The sequence below is a fragment of the Rickettsiales bacterium genome (assembly GCA_029252805.1).
Lineage (GTDB): Bacteria > Pseudomonadota > Alphaproteobacteria > Rickettsiales > JALZUV01 > JALZUV01.
This window is the reverse complement of record JAQXAR010000024.1, coordinates 26,621-44,220: the sequence shown is the minus strand read 5'-3', so window position 1 is coordinate 44,220 and position 17,600 is coordinate 26,621. Positions and strand designations below refer to the sequence as shown.

Below are 17,600 nucleotides of genomic sequence, written 5' to 3'. Positions count from 1 at the left end.
CAGGTGCTTTTTTAACCGGAGTCTTTTTCGGTTTTTCCGCTTTGAGGATCAACGTTGTCGCACCCGTTTCAGGTTCCGAACTGACACGTCCCGTTAACGATCCAAATTTCGGCAATTTACCCGCTGCCATTTCTTGAATAAGCGTTTGTGCCATATGCGGCGTTAAATTTTCGTAATAGCCATCATCTTTGGCCGTCGTCACTTCCATGACCGGCGCATTCACACACGCTCCCAAGCACTCCACTTCCGAAAGAGTGAACTTACCATCCGCCGTGGTTTCACCCAAACCAATACCCAGATGCACCTTACAAACTTCGATAATATCTTCCGCACCACGCAAACCGCATGGCGTTGTGCCGCACACTTGAATATGGAATTGCCCGACAGGTTGCAGATTATACATGCTATAGAAAGTCGCGACTTCCTTCACTTTGATCGGCGCCATACCGAGAACGGATGATATATAATCAATCGCCGCCTGTGGCAGCCAGCCATCATGCTGTTGTTGCGCCAACATAAGTAACGGCATAACCGCCGATTGCTCACGCCCCGCAGGATAACGCGAGATTAACTCTTTCGCTTTTGTCTTATTACGACCGGTAAAGCTAAAGCTATCCGGCTGCGTAAATTCAACAGGTTTTAGACCGATACCCATTATCTATCAATCTCCCCAAATACAACATCCATGGTGCCGATAATCGTCACCGCATCGGCCAACATGTGACCCTTACTCATAAATTCCATTGCCTGCAAATGCGCAAAACCCGGCGCACGAATCTTACAACGATACGGACGGTTTGTGCCATCTGAAATCAAGTACACTCCGAACTCACCTTTTGGCGCTTCGCAAGCCGCATAAACCTCACCCTCAGGCACTTCCATACCTTCAGAATAAAGCTTAAAGTGATTGATGATCGCTTCCATCGAATGCTTCATCAAACCACGTTTTGGCGGCACGAGTGCTGGATTATCCGCCATCACATCACCACCCGGCAATTTATCAATCGCTTGGCGAATGATACGAACCGACTGACGCATCTCCTCCACCCGAACGAGATAACGATCCCAGCAATCACCCTTAGTGCCCACCGGAATATCAAAATCGAAATGGCTGTAGCATTCATACGGCTCTGCACGGCGTAAATCCCACGCCACACCCGAACCACGAAGCATCGCACCCGTAAAGCCCCAAGCTTGCGCTTCAGCCGCACTCACCACACCAATATCGACCGTACGCTGCTTCCAGATACGGTTCTCCGTAAGCAGGTTATCAACATCATTCAAGACAGGCAGAAACCCATCGCAGAATTCAAGAATTTCTTGATCCATGCCTGCCGGCATATCTTGGTGCACTCCCCCCGGACGCAGCCACGCAGAGTGAAAACGCGCGCCTGAAACACGCTCATAAAAAGCGAGAATCTTTTCACGCTCTTCAAACAACCAAAGTAAAGGCGTCATCGCACCCACATCGAGCGCTTGCGTCGTGATATTGAGAATATGATTCAAAATACGCGTCAATTCCGCGAAAATCACCCGCAAATATTGCGCACGTAACGGCACTTCAAGCCCCGTCAATTTCTCAATCGCCATACAATAACTGTGCTCCATGCACATCGGCGAGACATAATCGAGGCGGTCAAAATAAGGCAGTGCCTGCAAATAAGTTTTATACTCAATCAGCTTTTCCGTACCACGATGCAATAGACCGATATGCGGATCAACACGCTCGACCACTTCGCCATCCATCTCCATGACCATACGCAAGACACCGTGCGCCGCCGGATGCTGCGGGCCGAAATTCAGCGTCATATTCTTTAGCTCAACTGGAGCTTTTTTTACTGTTTCAGGCATAGTTATCTTGCCCCCGTCCATTGAATATCACAAACCGATAAAAGCGCCTTGCGGGAGGAGTTATATAATTGTTCACTAATGGCACCCTTATCCACTCCCACAAACTTCTCTTCCAGACAGCTCTTCATATAAGCTTGATACTCCACAGGACCAGAATTTTCATCGATCGGACCCGACTCGCCAAACATCGCTTTTGCCGCATCGAGGTCCTTTTGAATTTTCGCCATATCTTTGTCAAATTCGGGATCCACTTCAGCAACCCACACTTGCGTCTCCGCAGGCGTTTTGGCATGAACCGAATCTTGTGCACAAACAGATCCACTCACAAGGATCATCATTAAAAATACCACTATCTTCATGCCACATCCTCCGCCTTTTCGTCACCCGGGAGCACGTATTTACCACCCTCCCACGGGCTTGGATAATCGAAGTTACGAAATTCTTGTTGCAGCTTCACTGGCTCGTAAATCACGCGCGCTTGCTCAGCATCATACCGCATTTCAACATAGCCGGTCATCGGAAAATCCTTGCGCAAGGGGTGCCCATCGAAACCATAATCAGTTAGCAGACGGCGCAAATCAGGGTTGCCGGAGAAATAAACGCCATACATATCCCACACTTCACGCTCATACCAACCCGCCGCCGGATAGAGCGACACTAAACTTGGCACCGGCGTATTTTCATCGGTCGAAACCTTCACACGGATACGCTGATTATTCGCCGTCGAAAGTAGATGGTAAACCACCTCAAAACGCTGCGTACGCGCCGGATAATCTACCCCACACAAATCTGTTAGCTGATGGAATAAGCATTTCGAATTATCGTGCAAATAGGTCATCAGTGAGATGAGGTTTTTCCCATCCGTCACCAAGGTTAGTTCGTTTAATTTAACCGACCAATCACGAACGGCTTTACCTTGCTTGGTCGCAATCAATTCAGCTAGTTCAGAAAGCGTCAGCACATCACTCATCGCGCAAATACCTTCTCACGTTTAATCTTCTTTTGCAGCTGCAAGATACCGTACATCAGCGCTTCAGCCGTTGGAGGACACCCTGGTACATAAACATCCACCGGCACGATACGATCACAACCACGCACCACACTATAACTATAGTGATAATACCCACCGCCATTCGCACACGACCCCATCGAGATCACCCAGCGAGGCTCAGCCATTTGATCGTAAACTTTACGCAGCGCCGGCGCCATTTTATTACAAAGCGTGCCCGCCACAATCATCACATCTGATTGACGCGGACTCGGGCGGAACACCAACCCCATACGATCCATATCGTAACGAGAGGCCGCCGCCTGCATCATTTCTACTGCGCAACATGCCAAACCGAACGTCATCGGCCAAAGCGAGCCTGTACGCGCCCAATTTACAAGACTATCCAAGTTCGCTACGACAAAACCTTTATCGTTAAACTCTTCTTGAACACCCTTTAACACCAAATCTTGGTATTCTTGTGGGGTCACCAATGGTTCGTTTACTCCCATTCCAGCGCTCCTTTTTTCCACTCATAAATAAAGCCGACCGTCAGCAGACCAAGGAACATCATCATCGACCAGAATCCGAACACCCCGATATCACCCAAAGCCACAGCCCAAGGGAATAAGAAGGCAATTTCAAGATCGAAAATAATAAACAGAATCGCTACGAGATAGAAACGAATATCGAACTTAGAGCGAGCCCCATCGAAGGCCTCAAACCCACACTCATATTGCGAAAGTTTTTCTTTATCAGGACGCTGCTTCGCCACGATACGCGGCAATACAACCATTACGGTAGCTAACCCTACCGCAATCACAAGGAATACGAGTATGGGAAAGTAAGCTGTTGAGACTTCTAACATCGTATTTGGGTATATCAGCCCCGCACGTGATTGCAATGGCTAGCGAGCAGAAAAACAAAAGATATCAACAATTATTTTCAAAGATGATACATTGCCACCCATGCTTCTTAGAATGACACTCCTTAGTTTGCTTTTCATAGCTCATTTTAACGCCGCCTACGCTCGCCCCGTTTCGTATCCTGGCGGCGTTACGGTCATGCAAATGAATAACGGCGATCGTAACAGTCTACACCTGCATTATTCCCCCACCGCTAAATATTCGATTGGCTATAAAGCAGAATATTGGCGCGATACCCAGTGGCAATTTCACGGCGCGCAGCTCAACTACCTCGTCAAACGCTGGAACGCGCCACAAGAACAAGCTAACTTCTACATCAAATCTGGCGCAGGCATTGCCTATAGCGACTTTGACTCCTTCGACAGCAAGATCCAAGCCGCTGGTTTTACCGGCCTCGCCCTTGATTGGGAAACCCGCCGCTACTTCGCCGCTTACGAAAACCGTGGCACCTATGCCGGCGATATTGATTCCTTCTTCACACAAAAAGCACGCCTCGGCATCGCGCCTTATATTGGGAATTATGGCGACTTGCACACATGGCTTATGCTAGAATTAGAGCATCAACCAGAGGCCGCACATCACTATACCGTCACCCCTCTCATTCGCTTGTTCAAAGGCGAAACCATGATAGAGGCTGGCATGAGCAATCAAGGCGAAGTGACCCTCAACGGCATTTTAAGATTCTAGGAGAGACCATGAAATACCTTATCGCATTATTCCTACTCGCCAGCACGCCTGTGCAAGCGGCACCGCAATGCATCATCAACGCACAAGTAAACGGACTCGTATGCGATTTCTGTGCCCGCGCCTTAGAGAAAGTCTTCAGTACACAGGAAACAGTCGACAGCATCAATGTCGATTTAGATAAAGGCATCGTTGCCGTAACAATGAAAGCCGGCCAAAGCGCATTAGATGACGCCACCCTCACCAAGCTCATCACCGATAGCGGCTATAACCTCACCGCCATTAATAAAGAGTGCTAACCCACACTCCCTCATTACCCGCTTCATGCGAGTAACCTATGGATAGCCCGAACCAGTCAGGCTATGACGAAAGAGAAACAATGAACAAGCAAACCCTGCTCCCCGCACTCAGCCTCTTCACTTCCGCAGGCACTCTGATTTGCTGCGCCCTCCCCGCTTTATTCGTCACACTGGGGGCCGGTGCAACTCTCGCCGGACTCGTCAGCACAGCCCCCTGGTTAATCACATTTTCAAAATACAAAGTTTGGACCTTCTGCGCTGCAGGAGTCTTATTAATCGCCGCCACCTTAATGCAATGGCGTGCAAGAAACGCCCCTTGCCCAGTCGACCCAGCCCAAGCCAAAGCCTGCACACACCTGCGCAAAATCAGCAGGTGGATATTAGGGCTCTCCATCGCCATTTATGCGACCGGATTTTTCTTTGCCTTTATGGCAGTACATCTCCTATAACTACTGCAAATAAGGAACTCTCTGCCATGAACCCTGACATCACCCATTACGCAAAAACTCGTCATACCACCAAAGCCTATGACTCGAGCAAAAAGATACCTGTAGAGCATGTTGAAAAGATAAAAGAGCTCCTAAGATTCAGCCCCTCTAGCACCAACGCGCAACCTTGGCATTTTATTCTGGCTTCAACGGATGAAGGTAAAAAGAGAATTGCCAAATCGACTGAGATATACCCTTTCAACACAGACGCTATTCTTAATGCATCGCACGTGGTGGTGTTTTGTAGCAAGCTAGACATTGAGCAAGACTTCCTCCACCGCGTACTCGAGCAAGAAGATAAAGAGGGTCGTTTCGTTCGGGACACCTCAAAAGACAGCATGCATGGAGGTCGTAATTTTTTCATTAATATCCATAAGCACGACTATAAAGACGTGCAGCATTGGATGGACAAGCAAGTCTACCTAAATATCGGTCAGTTCTTGCTTGGCGTATCAACGCTTGGGATAGATGCCACACCGATGGAAGGCATTGAGGTTAAAGTGTTGGATGAAGAATTTGGCCTACGCGAGAAAGGCTATACCAGCCTTGTGGCAGTGTGCCTTGGTTATCACGATGCAGAAAATGACTATAACGCCAAGCTTCCAAAATCCCGCCTTCCCTATTCAGAAATTTTAACCGAAGTTTAATAAGCACTGGTCAGAGGACTGAACTTAAACCAGCGGCCTAACTTAACTACAAAGCCGTTGAAATTTTCTGGCGAAGTTGGAGAATTTGTTGGTGGAGCTGTTCGAGTTCACCCTGCAATGCATTCGCATCCTTAGATTCAGAAACCACCATCACTGGAGCCTCAACCTTGCCGGATAAAACCGCACGCGCACCTTTGATCGTATAACCTTGCTCATGCAGCAACACCTGAATACGGCGGATTTGCTCTACATCTTCACGGCGATAATAGCGGCGGCCTGAGCCACGCTGCATCGGTGAAATCTGTTTCGGAAATTCTTTCTCCCAAAAGCGCAGCACATGCGGCTCTAATGATAACTCATCCGCCACTTCACGGATGGTCCTAAGCGCGTCAGGTGATTTAGTCGGAGAGGCCGTCATTTACTTTTTTCTTCAAAATATTTGAAGCATTAAACGTAAGAACCGTACGCGGTGTAATCGGCACTTCTTGACCTGTTTTAGGGTTACGGCCAACACGGCTTTTCTTACGACGAAGGTTGAAGGTACCAAAAGATGAAAGCTTAACTTGCTCGCCTGATTTTAGTGCATCGCTCACTTCTTCAATCACAGCATCCACCATCGTACCAGATTCGGAAAGCGACAGACCAACATCGCGATAGATAGAGGCTGCGAGATCGGCGCGGGTGAGATTTTTTTCTTGTGACATCAGTAAATCCTTCAAATTAAACTAGAGTAAAACTAAACAATTACCCCAGGTTAGTCCAGCCCCTAATGCGGGTAATGCAATTAAATTTCCGGGTTTTAACCGTCCATCAGCTTTTGCAACAGCCATAGCGAGCGGAATGGTCGCCGCTGAGGTATTGGCATGCTGCGCCGTCGTCATCACGACTTTCTCGCGCGGATAACCAAGCTTATCCGCAATGGTCGTCAAAATTCGCGCATTGGCCTGATGCGGAATCAGCCAATCGACATCATCCAGCGAGTAGCCGGTCGCTTCGAGGGATTCTTTCACCGCCCCCGTCATTTTCGAAACTGCATGGCGGAAGACTTCACGGCCCTGCATATGCACCACACCAGCCGTTTTCGTCGATGAGACGCCGCCCGTAGTTTTCAAAATATCCGCTAAATTACCATCGGCTGAAACCGTTGAGTGCAACAATCCGCGCTCCGAATTTTCTTCGCCGGAAAGAACAACTGCGCCGGCGCCATCACCAAACAGGATACAGGTTCCGCGATCTTCCCAATCCACGATGCGTGAATAGGTTTCCGCGCCAATCACCAAGGCATGTTTTATTTGCCCGGCCTTAATCAAACCATCCGCAACTGTAAGGCCATAGATGAAGCCTGAACATGCCGCTTGCATATCAAACGCCATGATCGCAGGCGCACCAAGTGCTGCTTGCACACGAACCGCGGTGGCTGGAAATGTCTCATCCGGCGTCGTTGTCGCAACAATAATCGCACCGATTTCTTCTACTGTAACACCCGCATCATCCAAAGCAGCTTGCGCGGCTTTCGTCGCGAGATGCGACGTTAACTCACCTTCCGCCGCGATATGACGCTGCTCAATTCCGGTACGTTCGCGAATCCACTCATCAGAGGTCTCAAGCGTTGCTTCCAGATCTTTATTCGTAACGATTTTCTCCGGCAGATAATGGCCGATCCCATTAATCACACTACGCAACATCGACTGACTCCTTTGCATCTGAGTCTTTCAACATGCCAGACGCTTTGAGTTCTGTAATGATCAACTGATTCGCATCATGCGCGACCAATGCCGCTGCCGTGCGAATCGCGTGGCTGAAGCCATACGCATCCGAACCGCCATGGCTCTTCACGGCCACACCATTAAGCCCTAAGAACATCGCACCATTATAACGGCGCGGATCAAGCGATTTACGTAAATTACCCATTGTTTTAGAAGCGATAATATAACTAAGCTTGGTCGCCCAATTATTGTTAAACGCCTCTTTCATACGCCGACCCATCAGCTTGGCTGTACCTTCAGCGGTTTTTAACATCACATTGCCGGAGAAGCCATCGGTTACGACAACATCAACTTTGCCCATCGGCACTTGGTTGCCTTCAACAAAACCGACAAAATTCAGGTGCGAATTTGCATTGCTGCGCATCATTTCCGCCGCTTCCCGAATTTCCGGATGACCTTTCGTATCTTCTTCGCCCACATTAAGCAGGCCAATAGATGGATTTTCACGGCCCAATACGGCGCGCGCGTAAGCATTACCCATGATAGCAAACTGAACCAGCTCTTCGGCATTCGCTTCAAGATTCGCGCCCAGATCGAGCATCACCACTTCGCCCGTTTCAGTAGGAAACAAACCCGCCGCCGCAGGGCGCTTAATGCCAGGTAGCATGCGTAAAGCCAATTTAGACATCGCCATCAGCGCGCCGGTATTACCGCCCGAAATAACCGCATGTGCATTGCCGGCCTTCACTTCGTTAATTGCAAGCTGCATAGAGCTTTTACGACCTTGGCGAACCGCAATAGACGGCTTCACTTCATCGGCCACAAACTCATCGGTATGGATAACCGTCGAACGCGCCGCTACATCAGAATGACGCTTTAAAAGGGGTGTAATTTTTGCTTCATCGCCCACAAAAGCAAAGCGAAGCTTTGGAGATTTCCGTAACGCGAGCTCTGCACCTTCTACCACACAGGCAGGCGCATGGTCGCCGCCCATTGCGTCTAGAGCAATGGTGAAGCTATCCGGCATAAATACGATTAAGTATTAATTTTGGATTCAGTCACCTGACGACCACGGTAATATCCATCAGGAGATACGTGGTGACGGCGAGTTTGCTCACCGGTAGGCTGTGCTTCTGTAATGTGCGAAACGGCTTTCACATTCTTGTGCGAACGACGCATTCCACGACGGGAATTACTAATTTTACTCTTAGGAACTGCCATAACATCCTCTATTTCTAAATTTCAGAGGCGGGTTATACGCAGATAAGTTAAAAAAATCCAGTGATATTTTACAATAATTCCATTAGAAAACCGCTACATGACATTATTTAACCGAACACTGCATCGAAAACGCCGCGAACGCATCGCCGAAACCTTCGATGATGTCGCCTTTTTAAAGGCTGAAATTGCCGAGCAATTGGCCGATAGATTGCTCGATATTGACCGTTCATTCCCACTTGGACTAGAGCTAGGCTGCCATACAGGACAGACCGCACAAGCTCTCCCTAAAGGCAAAATTGGGCAATTAATTCAAAGTGATTTCGCACACTCTATGGCACAAGACGCCGTGATTGATGAAGAATTCATCCCCTTCGCCGATCAGTCGCTCGATGTTATCTTAAGCAACCTATCACTGCACTGGGTGAATGATTTACCTGGCACCCTTATCCAATGCCGCCGCGCGTTGAAAGAAGATGGCTTACTCATGGTCGCCATGCCCGGCCCGCGCACCTTGCAGGAATTACGCGAGGCCATGATGCAAGTGGCCACCGAAACCGGCAAAGCAGCCCCGCGCATCGCTCCCTTCGTCGAAGTGCGAGATGCCGGCGCACTCTTACAGCGCGCCGGATTCGCCCTACCGGTGGTCGATACCGAGTTCCTTCACCTTACCTACCGCAATTTTCCCACCCTCCTACGCGAGCTAAAAATGATGGGTGAAACCAACGCGCTGACCGAGCAATTTAAAGGTATGACCACCGCGCGTTATTGGCAGGCGGTTGAAAAAGCCTATGTCAAGCAAGACGGCCTCTACCCTGTCACAGTCGAGATCGTATTCATCACCGCTTGGACCCCCCATGAATCGCAACAACAACCTTTACGTCGTGGTAGCGGCAAGGTTTCGTTGAAAGAAGTGCTGGGATAGGTTAAAGCATTCTCATGGCTGGTGATTCAAAAAAAGTAATTTACGCTGCATTGTTCGGAAACGGATTCATTGCAATCACGAAATTTGCTGCGGCAGCGATGACGGGTTCTTCCGCCATGCTATCCGAGGGAGTGCACTCGCTTGTTGATACAGGCAATCAGGGCTTACTCCTGTTCGGACTAAAACGTGCGGCAAAACCTGCCGATGACCGCCACCCATTCGGCTATGGTGCCGAACTTTATTTCTGGGCCTTTGTCGTCGCCATTCTGATTTTCTCAATCGGCGCTGGAATCTCCATCTATGAAGGAATTCACAAAGTACAGCATCCTGAGATCGTCACCAATGCGTGGGTGAATTACGTTGTGCTCGCTGTCGCCATGCTCTTTGAGGGCGCCGCTACCTTTGTCGCCTTCCGCGAATTTGTCAAAACTAAGGGCGATTATTCTTACATCCAAGCTCTTAAACGCAGCAAAAACCCCGCCATCTTCACGGTACTCTTCGAAGATTCAGCCGCCATGCTCGGCCTTGTAATCGCTTTTATCGGCCTGTTCCTCGCGCAAACGCTAAATATGCCTATCTTTGACGGGATCGCCTCTATCGCCATTGGCGTGGTGCTCGCCATCACCGCTATCTTCCTTGCTTACGAGACAAAAGGCCTCCTGATAGGCGAAGCGGCTACGCCTGAAAACCGCGCGATCATTGAAGAGATCATTTCAGAGGCCAAAGGCATCACTAATGTGAATGGTATCATCACCTTGCATCTAGGCCCCGATGAAATATTGGTCAATGCCAGCTTGGATTTTGAAGATAAATTATCAGCGGCGATGGTCGAAAAGATTACGGCAAAGCTAACCCAAAAACTGCAGCTTCATGTGCCCAGTGTTAAACGTATCTTTATTGAAGCAAAATCTTGGTCAGACGCTTAAAGGTTCTTCGCCGCCTTCACCGTATTCTTTAGCAAGCACGCAATCGTCATCGGGCCAACGCCGCCCGGGACAGGCGTAATAGCACCGGCGACCTTCTGCGCTTCAGCGAAGTCAACATCGCCGACAAGTTTTCCATCGTCGCCACGGTTGATGCCAACATCAATCACCGTTGCCCCCGGTTTCACCCAATCACCTTTGACCATTTTCGGACGGCCTACCGCTACCACGATAATATCAGCGCGACGGCATTCTTGCGCGACGTCTTTCGTGCGAGAGTGACACACCGTCACCGTACAGCCTTCATTCAATAGAAGCTGCGCCATCGGACGCCCAACAATGTTAGATTTCCCAATCACCACTGCATGCATTCCCAATAGCGATTCATGCACGGTTTTCAGCATCAGCTGACACCCTTGCGGTGTACAGGCGACCAGTGAATCCTGCCCTGTGGCCAGCTTACCGGCATTTACCACATGGAACCCATCCACATCTTTTTGCGGCGCGATCGCGTTAATAACCGCATCGGCATCAATATGTTTCGGCACCGGTAATTGCACCAAAATGCCATGTACCGAATCATCGGCATTGAGCTCATGCACACGGGCAAGCAACGCTGCCTGAGTCGTCTCCGTCGGCAGTTGATCGGTCGTTGACTTAATGCCGCAGCCATCGGCCGCTTTGCCTTTATTGCGCACATAGACGTGGCTGGCAGGATCATCGCCAACAATAATTACCGCGAGGTTGGGTTGCACATCCATCGCAGCCACCTCCACTGCGAGATCTTCACGAATACGGGCGGCGAGCGCCTTACCATCTATCAATTTTGCTGTCATGAATGCGGGCTTACCCATTCCCCACGGAAATTGCAAGAATTGTCACACAACTGTCATCCCATAATGAGACAAAATACGTATACTAAGAGGGTATTTTGTAGCCGTTTTTTTAATTATTTTTTTCAAAAACCACGCTTTGACTCTGGAGTCTTTTTTAATATTTTGTTTAAACTAAAAATAAATTTTCTTTGGCTACAACTCCAGACCAAAGCATTATACACCTATCATTATGGATTTTTCTTCAAACCACGTGATTGCATTTGCAGCAATCCTCTTTGTACTTTTTCTATTTTTTAAAAGAAAAGCAATCTTCAGATTTTTTGAACTCAGTTCCAAATATGGCTTCCGCGAAGTCATTCAGAAAATGAGCATCAAAAACTCTTTTGACGAAATTCAGAGAAATAAAGATACCCCTGGCGACTTAGCAAAACAAGCTAAAAGTCACATGAAGAGTATCCCTTTTTCCGATTCGCGTCGAAAGACTGAAGAGTAGAAAAAACCATGAGATACATAACACATTGGCTCCATAGCGTTTTCAGTAGTAAAATACTGAGAAACTATGGAGTTTTTTATGCAGGCACGCCCTTGCTGGTCGAATATTCGAAATGCAGGGCCACATCGGGATGCACCCGCTTATAGAGCGCATGGCAGGCCATCGCCGCTTCAGAGAAGCCGCAGGCAATCAATTTTAATTTATTCGGATAAGTCACAATATCACCAATCGCGTGGATACCCTCGACATTGGTCGCCAGAGTCGTTGGATCCTGCACTTCAATATGGCTCATATTCAGGTTCAAACCCCATTCAGCAATCGGCCCTAAATTCATCGATAGGCCAAAGAATGGCAGCATCGTATCCGCCTCCAACATCCGTGTTTCACCGGCCAGTGTCTTCACGCCAACTCCGGTAAGTTGCCCATTATCACCTTGCAGAGAATCTAACTGATACGGCACCACCAATTCGATCTTACCAGCCTCTGCCAACGCATGCAGTTTTTCAACCGAATCCGGCGCAGCACGGAATTTTGGACGGCGATGTACAAAATAAATATGCTCGGCCAAATCCGCCAGCGACAAGGCCCAATCCACCGCAGAGTCTCCCCCACCCGCAATTACAATACGCTTATCACGAAACTCTTCGCGCTTGGCGACCATGTAAAACACGCTACTACCCTCGTAAGCTTCCAGCCCTTCGAGGGGCGGACGGTTCGGGCCAAAGGCGCCTGCGCCTGCCGCAATAATAATGCCCTTACAGCTAATTTGCGTGCCTTTGGAGGTTTCAACCACAAAGCCCTCGCCTTGTTTATCCACCTTCACCACTTGCTGGCCCAGATGATAAACCGGATCAAACGGCTCGGCTTGTTTCGCCAACTCATCCGTCAGACCTTGGCCGGTGATGGAGGCGTGCGCCGCAATATCGTAAATCGGTTTTTCTGGATAGAGCGCGGCACATTGCCCGCCAATCATATCCAGCGTATCGACCACATGGGTACGCATCTTCAACATGCCCGCTTCAAAAATGGCAAAAAGCCCAACCGGCCCCGCACCAATAATACAAATATCTGTTTCATGTTTTATCATGCAAAAATGTTTAAACGGTTAGCCCTTAGGGAGCAATCATAAAAAAGCGAGATCAGTAGACCGAGTGAGCTATCAGCCCGCGATAGCAGGCACGCAGAGGAGAAACAATTAAAGACTAAACTAAACGTTGAACCTGAAATGCACGACGTCGCCATCGGCTAAGACATACTCTTTGCCCTCTAGGCGGAGCTTACCCGCTTCTTTGGCACCTTGTTCGCCCTTACAGGCGATATAATCGTCATAAGCAGTGACTTCGGCGCGGATAAATCCGCGCTCAAAATCGGTATGGATAACGCCGGCAGCGTTAGGCGCCGTCGCACCGGTTCTCACCGTCCAAGCACGCACTTCTTTCACGCCTGCCGTAAAGAAGGTTTGCTGTGCCAGCAGCGCGTAACCTGAACGAATAATTTTCGCAAGGCCGGATTCCGCTAGCCCTAAATCGGCCAGAAATTCTAGTTTTTCCTCTTCCGAATCAAGACTGGAGAGCTCCGCCTCAATCGCGGCAGAAATGAGGATACACGGCGCGTTATGCTGCTTGGCATATTCTTCGACCTTGGCAGAATGCGCATTACCGTTCGCGGCGGCCTCTTCTTCCACATTGGCGATATAAAGAATCGGCTTAGCGGTGAGAAGCTGCAAACTATGGAAGAGTTTTAGATCATCCGCATCCGTGGGAATAAGCAAGCGCGCCGGGTTACCCTCAGCTAGATGTTCATGCATTTTCTGCACGATCGGCAGCAGCGCTTTAGCCTCTTTATCTTGGCCTCGCGCACGTTTTTCCAACGCATAAGTGCGTTTCTCAATCGACTCTAAATCGGCGAGCACCAGCTCTGTTTCGATGATCTCAGCATCGCGGATCGGATCAACCGAGCCTTCGACATGCGTGATATCATCATCTTCGAAGCAGCGCAGCACAAAGCCAATCGCATCGACACCACGAATATGCCCGAGGAACTGATTGCCCAAGCCCTCGCCTTGACTCGCGCCTTTGACGAGGCCAGCAATATCGACAAATTCAAGGTGGGTCGGCAGCACGGCTTGCGGCTTCACGATTTCGGCCAGCGCATCAAGACGCGGGTCCGGCACGGCCACACGGCCAACATTCGGCTCGATCGTACAGAATGGATAATTCGCAGCCTCGGCCTGAGCCGTCTGCAATAACGCGTTAAATAAAGTTGATTTGCCTACATTCGGTAGGCCAACAATTCCACAATTAAATCCCATGTGGCGGGGTATAATCGGTTAGGGTGTTTTGGGCAAGCGTGGAGTTTTAGGCACCCTTGCCTTTAACGCCTCCGCCATTCCTTTGTAAACCGGCTTCGGTATTTTCTGGTACAGGAGCATAGCCCGCCTTCTTTAATTCTTCTCCAACAGCGGCAGCCATTTGAGCTTCCTTGCTTGTGACCTTACCATCTTCACCAATTTCCATCTTCACCTGCAGTTCAATTAAGGTGAAATAAGCATCTCTCGTTGCCGCCTGCTTTTCAGGATTTTTGATTTTATCGATCTTTTTGAGGCTCGTATTAATTGCATCAGCCATTTCGCTTGGAACTTCCATATATCTGGCCGTTTCCGTGGCCATTTCAAGTACATTTTCACGTTCGTCTATCGACAGTTCGACTTCTTTTGCGTCCGACTGCTTTTTCGAGCCGTCACCGGCAATCGCATCTGCAATAGTTTCTTCCCACCCTTTGCCATTTGTCGCACGAGTCAGCCCTTCAGCCCACAGAGTCAACGGTCCATTAGGGACACAATTTAAACCCGCACGAATACCAGAATTCACCACCCCTTTTTCTCTAAAATCAGCAACCGTGTCTTTCAGTTCCATGATGTTACCCACCACTGGAAATGATTCCTTCAACATACCCGCTACGAATCCATCAGTCATTTTCTCTTCTCTCTCTTTTCAATATCCGCCCTACTGAACGGAAGTTAATCTCTGCGGATGCCCGACTGTTTACCAACGGCACTTCCATCGATGATGACTTCCACCCTATCAGATGTCTTTCCTTCCGAACCAGCATGCGTAAAAAGGGCATCGGTTGTTGTTGTTTCGTAATTAAATGCTAAATTACCCATTGAGTTTGTTAAACCACTACTTTCAAACAGCTTCCCCATTACGTTGTCTGTACTATTTGTGTTTTTCGCCTGATACGCCTTTGTATCACCATCGGCATCGAGGGTCTTCGTCTCGTTCTCCTCAAACACTATATTCACATCAGGATTGTCACCACTACTATTCGTAGTATAGCCACCAAAGGCTTGCAGGGGATCAGCAACCTCTCCCACTGGTTTTTTTTGTTGCGCTACAGCTTCTTCATTTAATGAGGCCACCTGCACCCGAAGCTCCGAAATGGTTTTCTCTCTAGCAGTCAGCGTTTTCTTCAATTTTTCATGTGCTTCTTCTTTTGCTACCACTTCTTCTTTTGCTTTTGCTTCTGCTTCTTTTGCTTCTTCATCCGCTATATGTTTTGCAACTGCCGCTTTACCAATCTCTTCTGCTGTTGGAGTCGTTTCTGCTGTTGGAGCCGTTTCTACAGCTGTATCAGCAATTATTTCATCTTTTTTCGAATCAGGAATCCCTAATTTGTTGAAAATCATCTTAGAGATATGCCCGCCGACCATGGTGCCAATCATACCGCCAACACGCTCTGCCATTGCTGGATCTTTCAGACCTAAATAATTTCTAGCGACATAGTAACCGAACTGTTTACTTCCCGCGGTAGCACCATCATTTAGTAGCTTCGCACCTGTTTTACCTGTGATTCCGCCCTCTGCGAGGATCGCATCTGTATCTGTTCCCAAAAACATCTTTACAGTATCAGCGGCACCGGCAATTTTAGGGCCAAGAAAAGCGGTTAATAATTCTGAATCCTCTAAGACTTTATAAACGTTATCACGCGTTTTCTTGTTTCTCAAAACACCTTTTGAAGCTTTTCCCCAAGTGGTAAAAACCGTAGTAAAAAAGCTTCCCGCCGCTTCCGACGTCTTTTTACCTTGCTCTGCTGTTTGTGAATCAACCATGCTTATGTCAACGCAATCTGGCCCTTAGGACGACGCTCAAGCACAAAATTAATATTCTGAGCTTCCTCAGTGACTTTTTTCAGCTTATTTCCAAAATTCGCTACGACATCTGAATTAGTTTCCACTGCTTCATCTGGAGACAGCAAGAAATTATATTCACTTTCAACTGGCAATTGATTATTATCCTTACTTGGACCGCCCTTACTTCCATCATCCATAACCCAACCATCAAAGGCGTCTTCGGTGCGCTGCTTTTCAGTTGGTGCTGGCGTAACCTCCGGGATATCCGCTTCTTTTGCTTTTACGTCTGCCTTCTTTTCTAGAAGAATCGCCTCTGAGTTTTTCTTAACGTTCCTGATCACCTCATCGGCAGCTTCTTGTGCTTTTGTTTTTGGGGTATTCGTTACAGTGACAGTCGTGTTCCCATTCGTGTTCGCATTCGTGTTCGCATTCGCGCCTGCAGCCCCCGCAACCACCGCAGCACCTGCAACGCCCTTCGGATCTACTCCACTTGTTGTTACCTTCGGGTTCGCAACTGGTTTCGCTTTAGCCTTGGCGGGATCAGCCACCACGCCGTTTGCTAGCACTTCCGCGCGCGCCAGAGTCAGTTTCTGAGCATATTCTTCCTGTAAGAATTTTGTATCTTTGGCGATTTCCGCTTTGTTAGTGACGTTGCCCTCCGCATCCAGTTCTTCATAGACACCTAATCGCTCAAGACCTGCTTTAGTATATTCATCTTTGGTCATCACACGCTGGAAGCTGCTTTGCGTCGCAAAGGTTTCAGCATATTTTGCAGCCGCGTCTTGTTCAGCAGCAAGCTTTAATTGCGAATCAATAAGTTTAAAACCACCACCCGTCGTATCCACTTGATATTCTTGCTTATGATCGCGCACATAATCCGCAACCCATTCTTTTTTATGATCTTCTGCGCTCATATCAATTGTTAAATTGTGTTTTTCCCACGTCGCCATCTGTTCAGGCGTACGGGTTAGATCGGCTGTATCTTTCATTGTTTTCGCAATGGCCTTATCTCCAGCCGTTCTCATTGCTTCTTCAGACGCTTCGGGGCTTATATGTGCGAATTCATGCAATAGGTTCTCAACGAGCATACTTACAAGAGCACCAGCACCTACGGCCATTAATTTACCCATATGGCTATCACCAAAGATTGCAGTACCAAAATGCGCGACAAAACCATCGGCAACAATACCGCCTAAATCGTCAAGATCTTCGCGTTGGAATCCATCACCGAAGAGATCGACTAACTTTGCAACGTTTTTTGCTTTATTGGCAGCGGACGGGAAAAGTAATTGCCCATACCACGCACCGTTGCCGACCATACCGGCCATTGTTTGGATGCCAGTTTTGTCACCTGATAGGAAACCTCCTATATCCATTAAACTGTCGCCGCCGGGTAAAAAACCCATTATATCTTCAAACATGCTCATATCGTCCTAAAACCTTTCTACAATCAGTGTACGGAAGAAATGTTTCAATTTGATGAA

General features: G+C 48.5%; 23 protein-coding genes and 1 pseudogene. 7 read left to right on the top strand and 17 right to left on the bottom strand.

What is annotated here, in order from left to right:
• Nucleotides 1-127: 127 nt before the first annotated feature.
• The 6 genes and pseudogenes from nuoE to P8P30_04595 form a co-directional block, all read right to left on the bottom strand.
• Nucleotides 128-655 (bottom strand): annotated as a pseudogene (gene nuoE / locus P8P30_04620) (NADH-quinone oxidoreductase subunit NuoE).
• Nucleotides 655-1,851: an NADH-quinone oxidoreductase subunit D gene (locus P8P30_04615; protein MDG1286830.1), complete on the bottom strand. Its 1,197-nt coding sequence runs from the start codon at nucleotides 1,849-1,851 to the stop codon at nucleotides 655-657. The pseudogene nuoE and the gene P8P30_04615 overlap by 1 nt, the downstream one beginning before the upstream one ends.
• 2 nt (nucleotides 1,852-1,853) lie before the next feature.
• Nucleotides 1,854-2,210, bottom strand: a complete 357-nt coding sequence (locus P8P30_04610) for a hypothetical protein (protein MDG1286829.1) — start codon at nucleotides 2,208-2,210, stop codon at nucleotides 1,854-1,856.
• Nucleotides 2,207-2,821 carry an NADH-quinone oxidoreductase subunit C gene (locus tag P8P30_04605; GenBank protein MDG1286828.1) on the bottom strand — a complete coding sequence of 205 codons (615 nt, stop codon included), beginning with the start codon at nucleotides 2,819-2,821 and terminating at the stop codon, nucleotides 2,207-2,209. Before P8P30_04605 ends, P8P30_04610 begins: the two co-directional genes overlap by 4 nt.
• The gene (locus P8P30_04600; GenBank protein MDG1286827.1) at nucleotides 2,818-3,351 is read right to left on the bottom strand and encodes an NADH-quinone oxidoreductase subunit B; all 534 of its coding nucleotides are present in this window, start codon (nucleotides 3,349-3,351) and stop codon (nucleotides 2,818-2,820) included. Before P8P30_04600 ends, P8P30_04605 begins: the two co-directional genes overlap by 4 nt.
• Complete coding sequence (locus tag P8P30_04595) at nucleotides 3,342-3,707, bottom strand: NADH-quinone oxidoreductase subunit A (GenBank protein MDG1286826.1); 366 nt, start codon at nucleotides 3,705-3,707, stop codon at nucleotides 3,342-3,344. The genes P8P30_04600 and P8P30_04595 overlap by 10 nt, the downstream gene beginning before the upstream one ends.
• A 100-nt stretch (nucleotides 3,708-3,807) precedes the next feature.
• On the opposite strand from P8P30_04595, the gene P8P30_04590 reads away from it, so the two are divergent.
• Genes P8P30_04590 through nfsB form a run of 4 tightly spaced genes read left to right on the top strand, consistent with a single transcriptional unit; the run spans nucleotide 3,808 to nucleotide 5,883 of the window.
• Entirely contained in the window at nucleotides 3,808-4,452 is a 645-nt protein-coding gene (locus P8P30_04590) for a hypothetical protein (GenBank protein MDG1286825.1), read from the top strand.
• Nucleotides 4,453-4,460: 8 nt separating this feature from the next.
• Nucleotides 4,461-4,748, top strand: a complete 288-nt coding sequence (locus tag P8P30_04585) for a heavy metal-associated domain-containing protein (GenBank protein ID MDG1286824.1) — start codon at nucleotides 4,461-4,463, stop codon at nucleotides 4,746-4,748.
• Nucleotides 4,749-4,786: 38 nt separating this feature from the next.
• Complete coding sequence (locus tag P8P30_04580; protein ID MDG1286823.1) at nucleotides 4,787-5,197, top strand: hypothetical protein; 411 nt, start codon at nucleotides 4,787-4,789, stop codon at nucleotides 5,195-5,197.
• A gap of 26 nt (nucleotides 5,198-5,223) precedes the next feature.
• A complete protein-coding gene (nfsB, locus tag P8P30_04575) occupies nucleotides 5,224-5,883 on the top strand; it encodes an oxygen-insensitive NAD(P)H nitroreductase (GenBank protein ID MDG1286822.1) in 660 nt (219 codons plus the stop codon).
• Nucleotides 5,884-5,929: 46 nt separating this feature from the next.
• Here nfsB and P8P30_04570 read toward each other — a convergent pair whose 3' ends face one another.
• From P8P30_04570 to rpmF, 5 genes are read right to left on the bottom strand one after another with little or no spacing between them, the layout of a single operon-like run.
• Nucleotides 5,930-6,301, bottom strand: coding sequence for a MerR family transcriptional regulator (locus tag P8P30_04570; protein MDG1286821.1), 372 nt, complete (start codon nucleotides 6,299-6,301; stop codon nucleotides 5,930-5,932).
• Complete coding sequence (locus P8P30_04565; GenBank protein ID MDG1286820.1) at nucleotides 6,282-6,587, bottom strand: integration host factor subunit alpha; 306 nt, start codon at nucleotides 6,585-6,587, stop codon at nucleotides 6,282-6,284. The genes P8P30_04570 and P8P30_04565 overlap by 20 nt, the downstream gene beginning before the upstream one ends.
• Nucleotides 6,588-6,608: 21 nt before the next feature.
• On the bottom strand, nucleotides 6,609-7,568 hold the full coding sequence (locus P8P30_04560) for a ketoacyl-ACP synthase III (protein MDG1286819.1): 960 nt from the start codon (nucleotides 7,566-7,568) through the stop codon (nucleotides 6,609-6,611).
• Nucleotides 7,558-8,616, bottom strand: a complete 1,059-nt coding sequence (gene plsX, locus P8P30_04555; protein ID MDG1286818.1) for a phosphate acyltransferase PlsX — start codon at nucleotides 8,614-8,616, stop codon at nucleotides 7,558-7,560. Before plsX ends, P8P30_04560 begins: the two co-directional genes overlap by 11 nt.
• A gap of 8 nt (nucleotides 8,617-8,624) precedes the next feature.
• Nucleotides 8,625-8,810, bottom strand: coding sequence for a 50S ribosomal protein L32 (gene rpmF / locus P8P30_04550; protein MDG1286817.1), 186 nt, complete (start codon nucleotides 8,808-8,810; stop codon nucleotides 8,625-8,627).
• A gap of 97 nt (nucleotides 8,811-8,907) precedes the next feature.
• Between rpmF and P8P30_04545 the strand changes: the two genes are divergently transcribed.
• Together P8P30_04545 and P8P30_04540 are read left to right on the top strand one after the other, a co-directional pair.
• Complete coding sequence (locus P8P30_04545; GenBank protein MDG1286816.1) at nucleotides 8,908-9,732, top strand: methyltransferase domain-containing protein; 825 nt, start codon at nucleotides 8,908-8,910, stop codon at nucleotides 9,730-9,732.
• Nucleotides 9,733-9,746: 14 nt separating this feature from the next.
• Nucleotides 9,747-10,658, top strand: coding sequence for a cation diffusion facilitator family transporter (locus tag P8P30_04540; protein MDG1286815.1), 912 nt, complete (start codon nucleotides 9,747-9,749; stop codon nucleotides 10,656-10,658).
• On the opposite strand, the gene folD is transcribed toward P8P30_04540, so the two are convergent.
• Nucleotides 10,655-11,491 carry a bifunctional methylenetetrahydrofolate dehydrogenase/methenyltetrahydrofolate cyclohydrolase FolD gene (gene folD / locus P8P30_04535; protein ID MDG1286814.1) on the bottom strand — a complete coding sequence of 279 codons (837 nt, stop codon included), beginning with the start codon at nucleotides 11,489-11,491 and terminating at the stop codon, nucleotides 10,655-10,657. The genes P8P30_04540 and folD overlap by 4 nt on opposite strands.
• A gap of 229 nt (nucleotides 11,492-11,720) precedes the next feature.
• Here folD and P8P30_04530 point away from each other — a divergent pair, with 229 nt between their 5' ends.
• Nucleotides 11,721-11,984 carry a hypothetical protein gene (locus P8P30_04530; protein ID MDG1286813.1) on the top strand — a complete coding sequence of 88 codons (264 nt, stop codon included), beginning with the start codon at nucleotides 11,721-11,723 and terminating at the stop codon, nucleotides 11,982-11,984.
• Nucleotides 11,985-12,060: 76 nt separating this feature from the next.
• Here P8P30_04530 and P8P30_04525 read toward each other — a convergent pair whose 3' ends face one another.
• The 5 genes from P8P30_04525 to P8P30_04505 all read right to left on the bottom strand — a co-directional run bounded on the left by P8P30_04525 (nucleotide 12,061) and on the right by P8P30_04505 (nucleotide 17,537).
• On the bottom strand, nucleotides 12,061-13,071 hold the full coding sequence (locus P8P30_04525; GenBank protein MDG1286812.1) for an NAD(P)/FAD-dependent oxidoreductase: 1,011 nt from the start codon (nucleotides 13,069-13,071) through the stop codon (nucleotides 12,061-12,063).
• A 120-nt stretch (nucleotides 13,072-13,191) separates the two neighbouring features.
• Entirely contained in the window at nucleotides 13,192-14,295 is a 1,104-nt protein-coding gene (gene ychF / locus P8P30_04520; GenBank protein MDG1286811.1) for a redox-regulated ATPase YchF, read from the bottom strand.
• A 46-nt stretch (nucleotides 14,296-14,341) separates the two neighbouring features.
• On the bottom strand, nucleotides 14,342-14,959 hold the full coding sequence (locus tag P8P30_04515; GenBank protein MDG1286810.1) for a hypothetical protein: 618 nt from the start codon (nucleotides 14,957-14,959) through the stop codon (nucleotides 14,342-14,344).
• A 44-nt stretch (nucleotides 14,960-15,003) separates the two neighbouring features.
• Entirely contained in the window at nucleotides 15,004-16,095 is a 1,092-nt protein-coding gene (locus P8P30_04510) for a hypothetical protein (GenBank protein MDG1286809.1), read from the bottom strand.
• A gap of 2 nt (nucleotides 16,096-16,097) precedes the next feature.
• Nucleotides 16,098-17,537, bottom strand: coding sequence for a hypothetical protein (locus P8P30_04505; GenBank protein ID MDG1286808.1), 1,440 nt, complete (start codon nucleotides 17,535-17,537; stop codon nucleotides 16,098-16,100).
• Nucleotides 17,538-17,600: the final 63 nt, after the last annotated feature.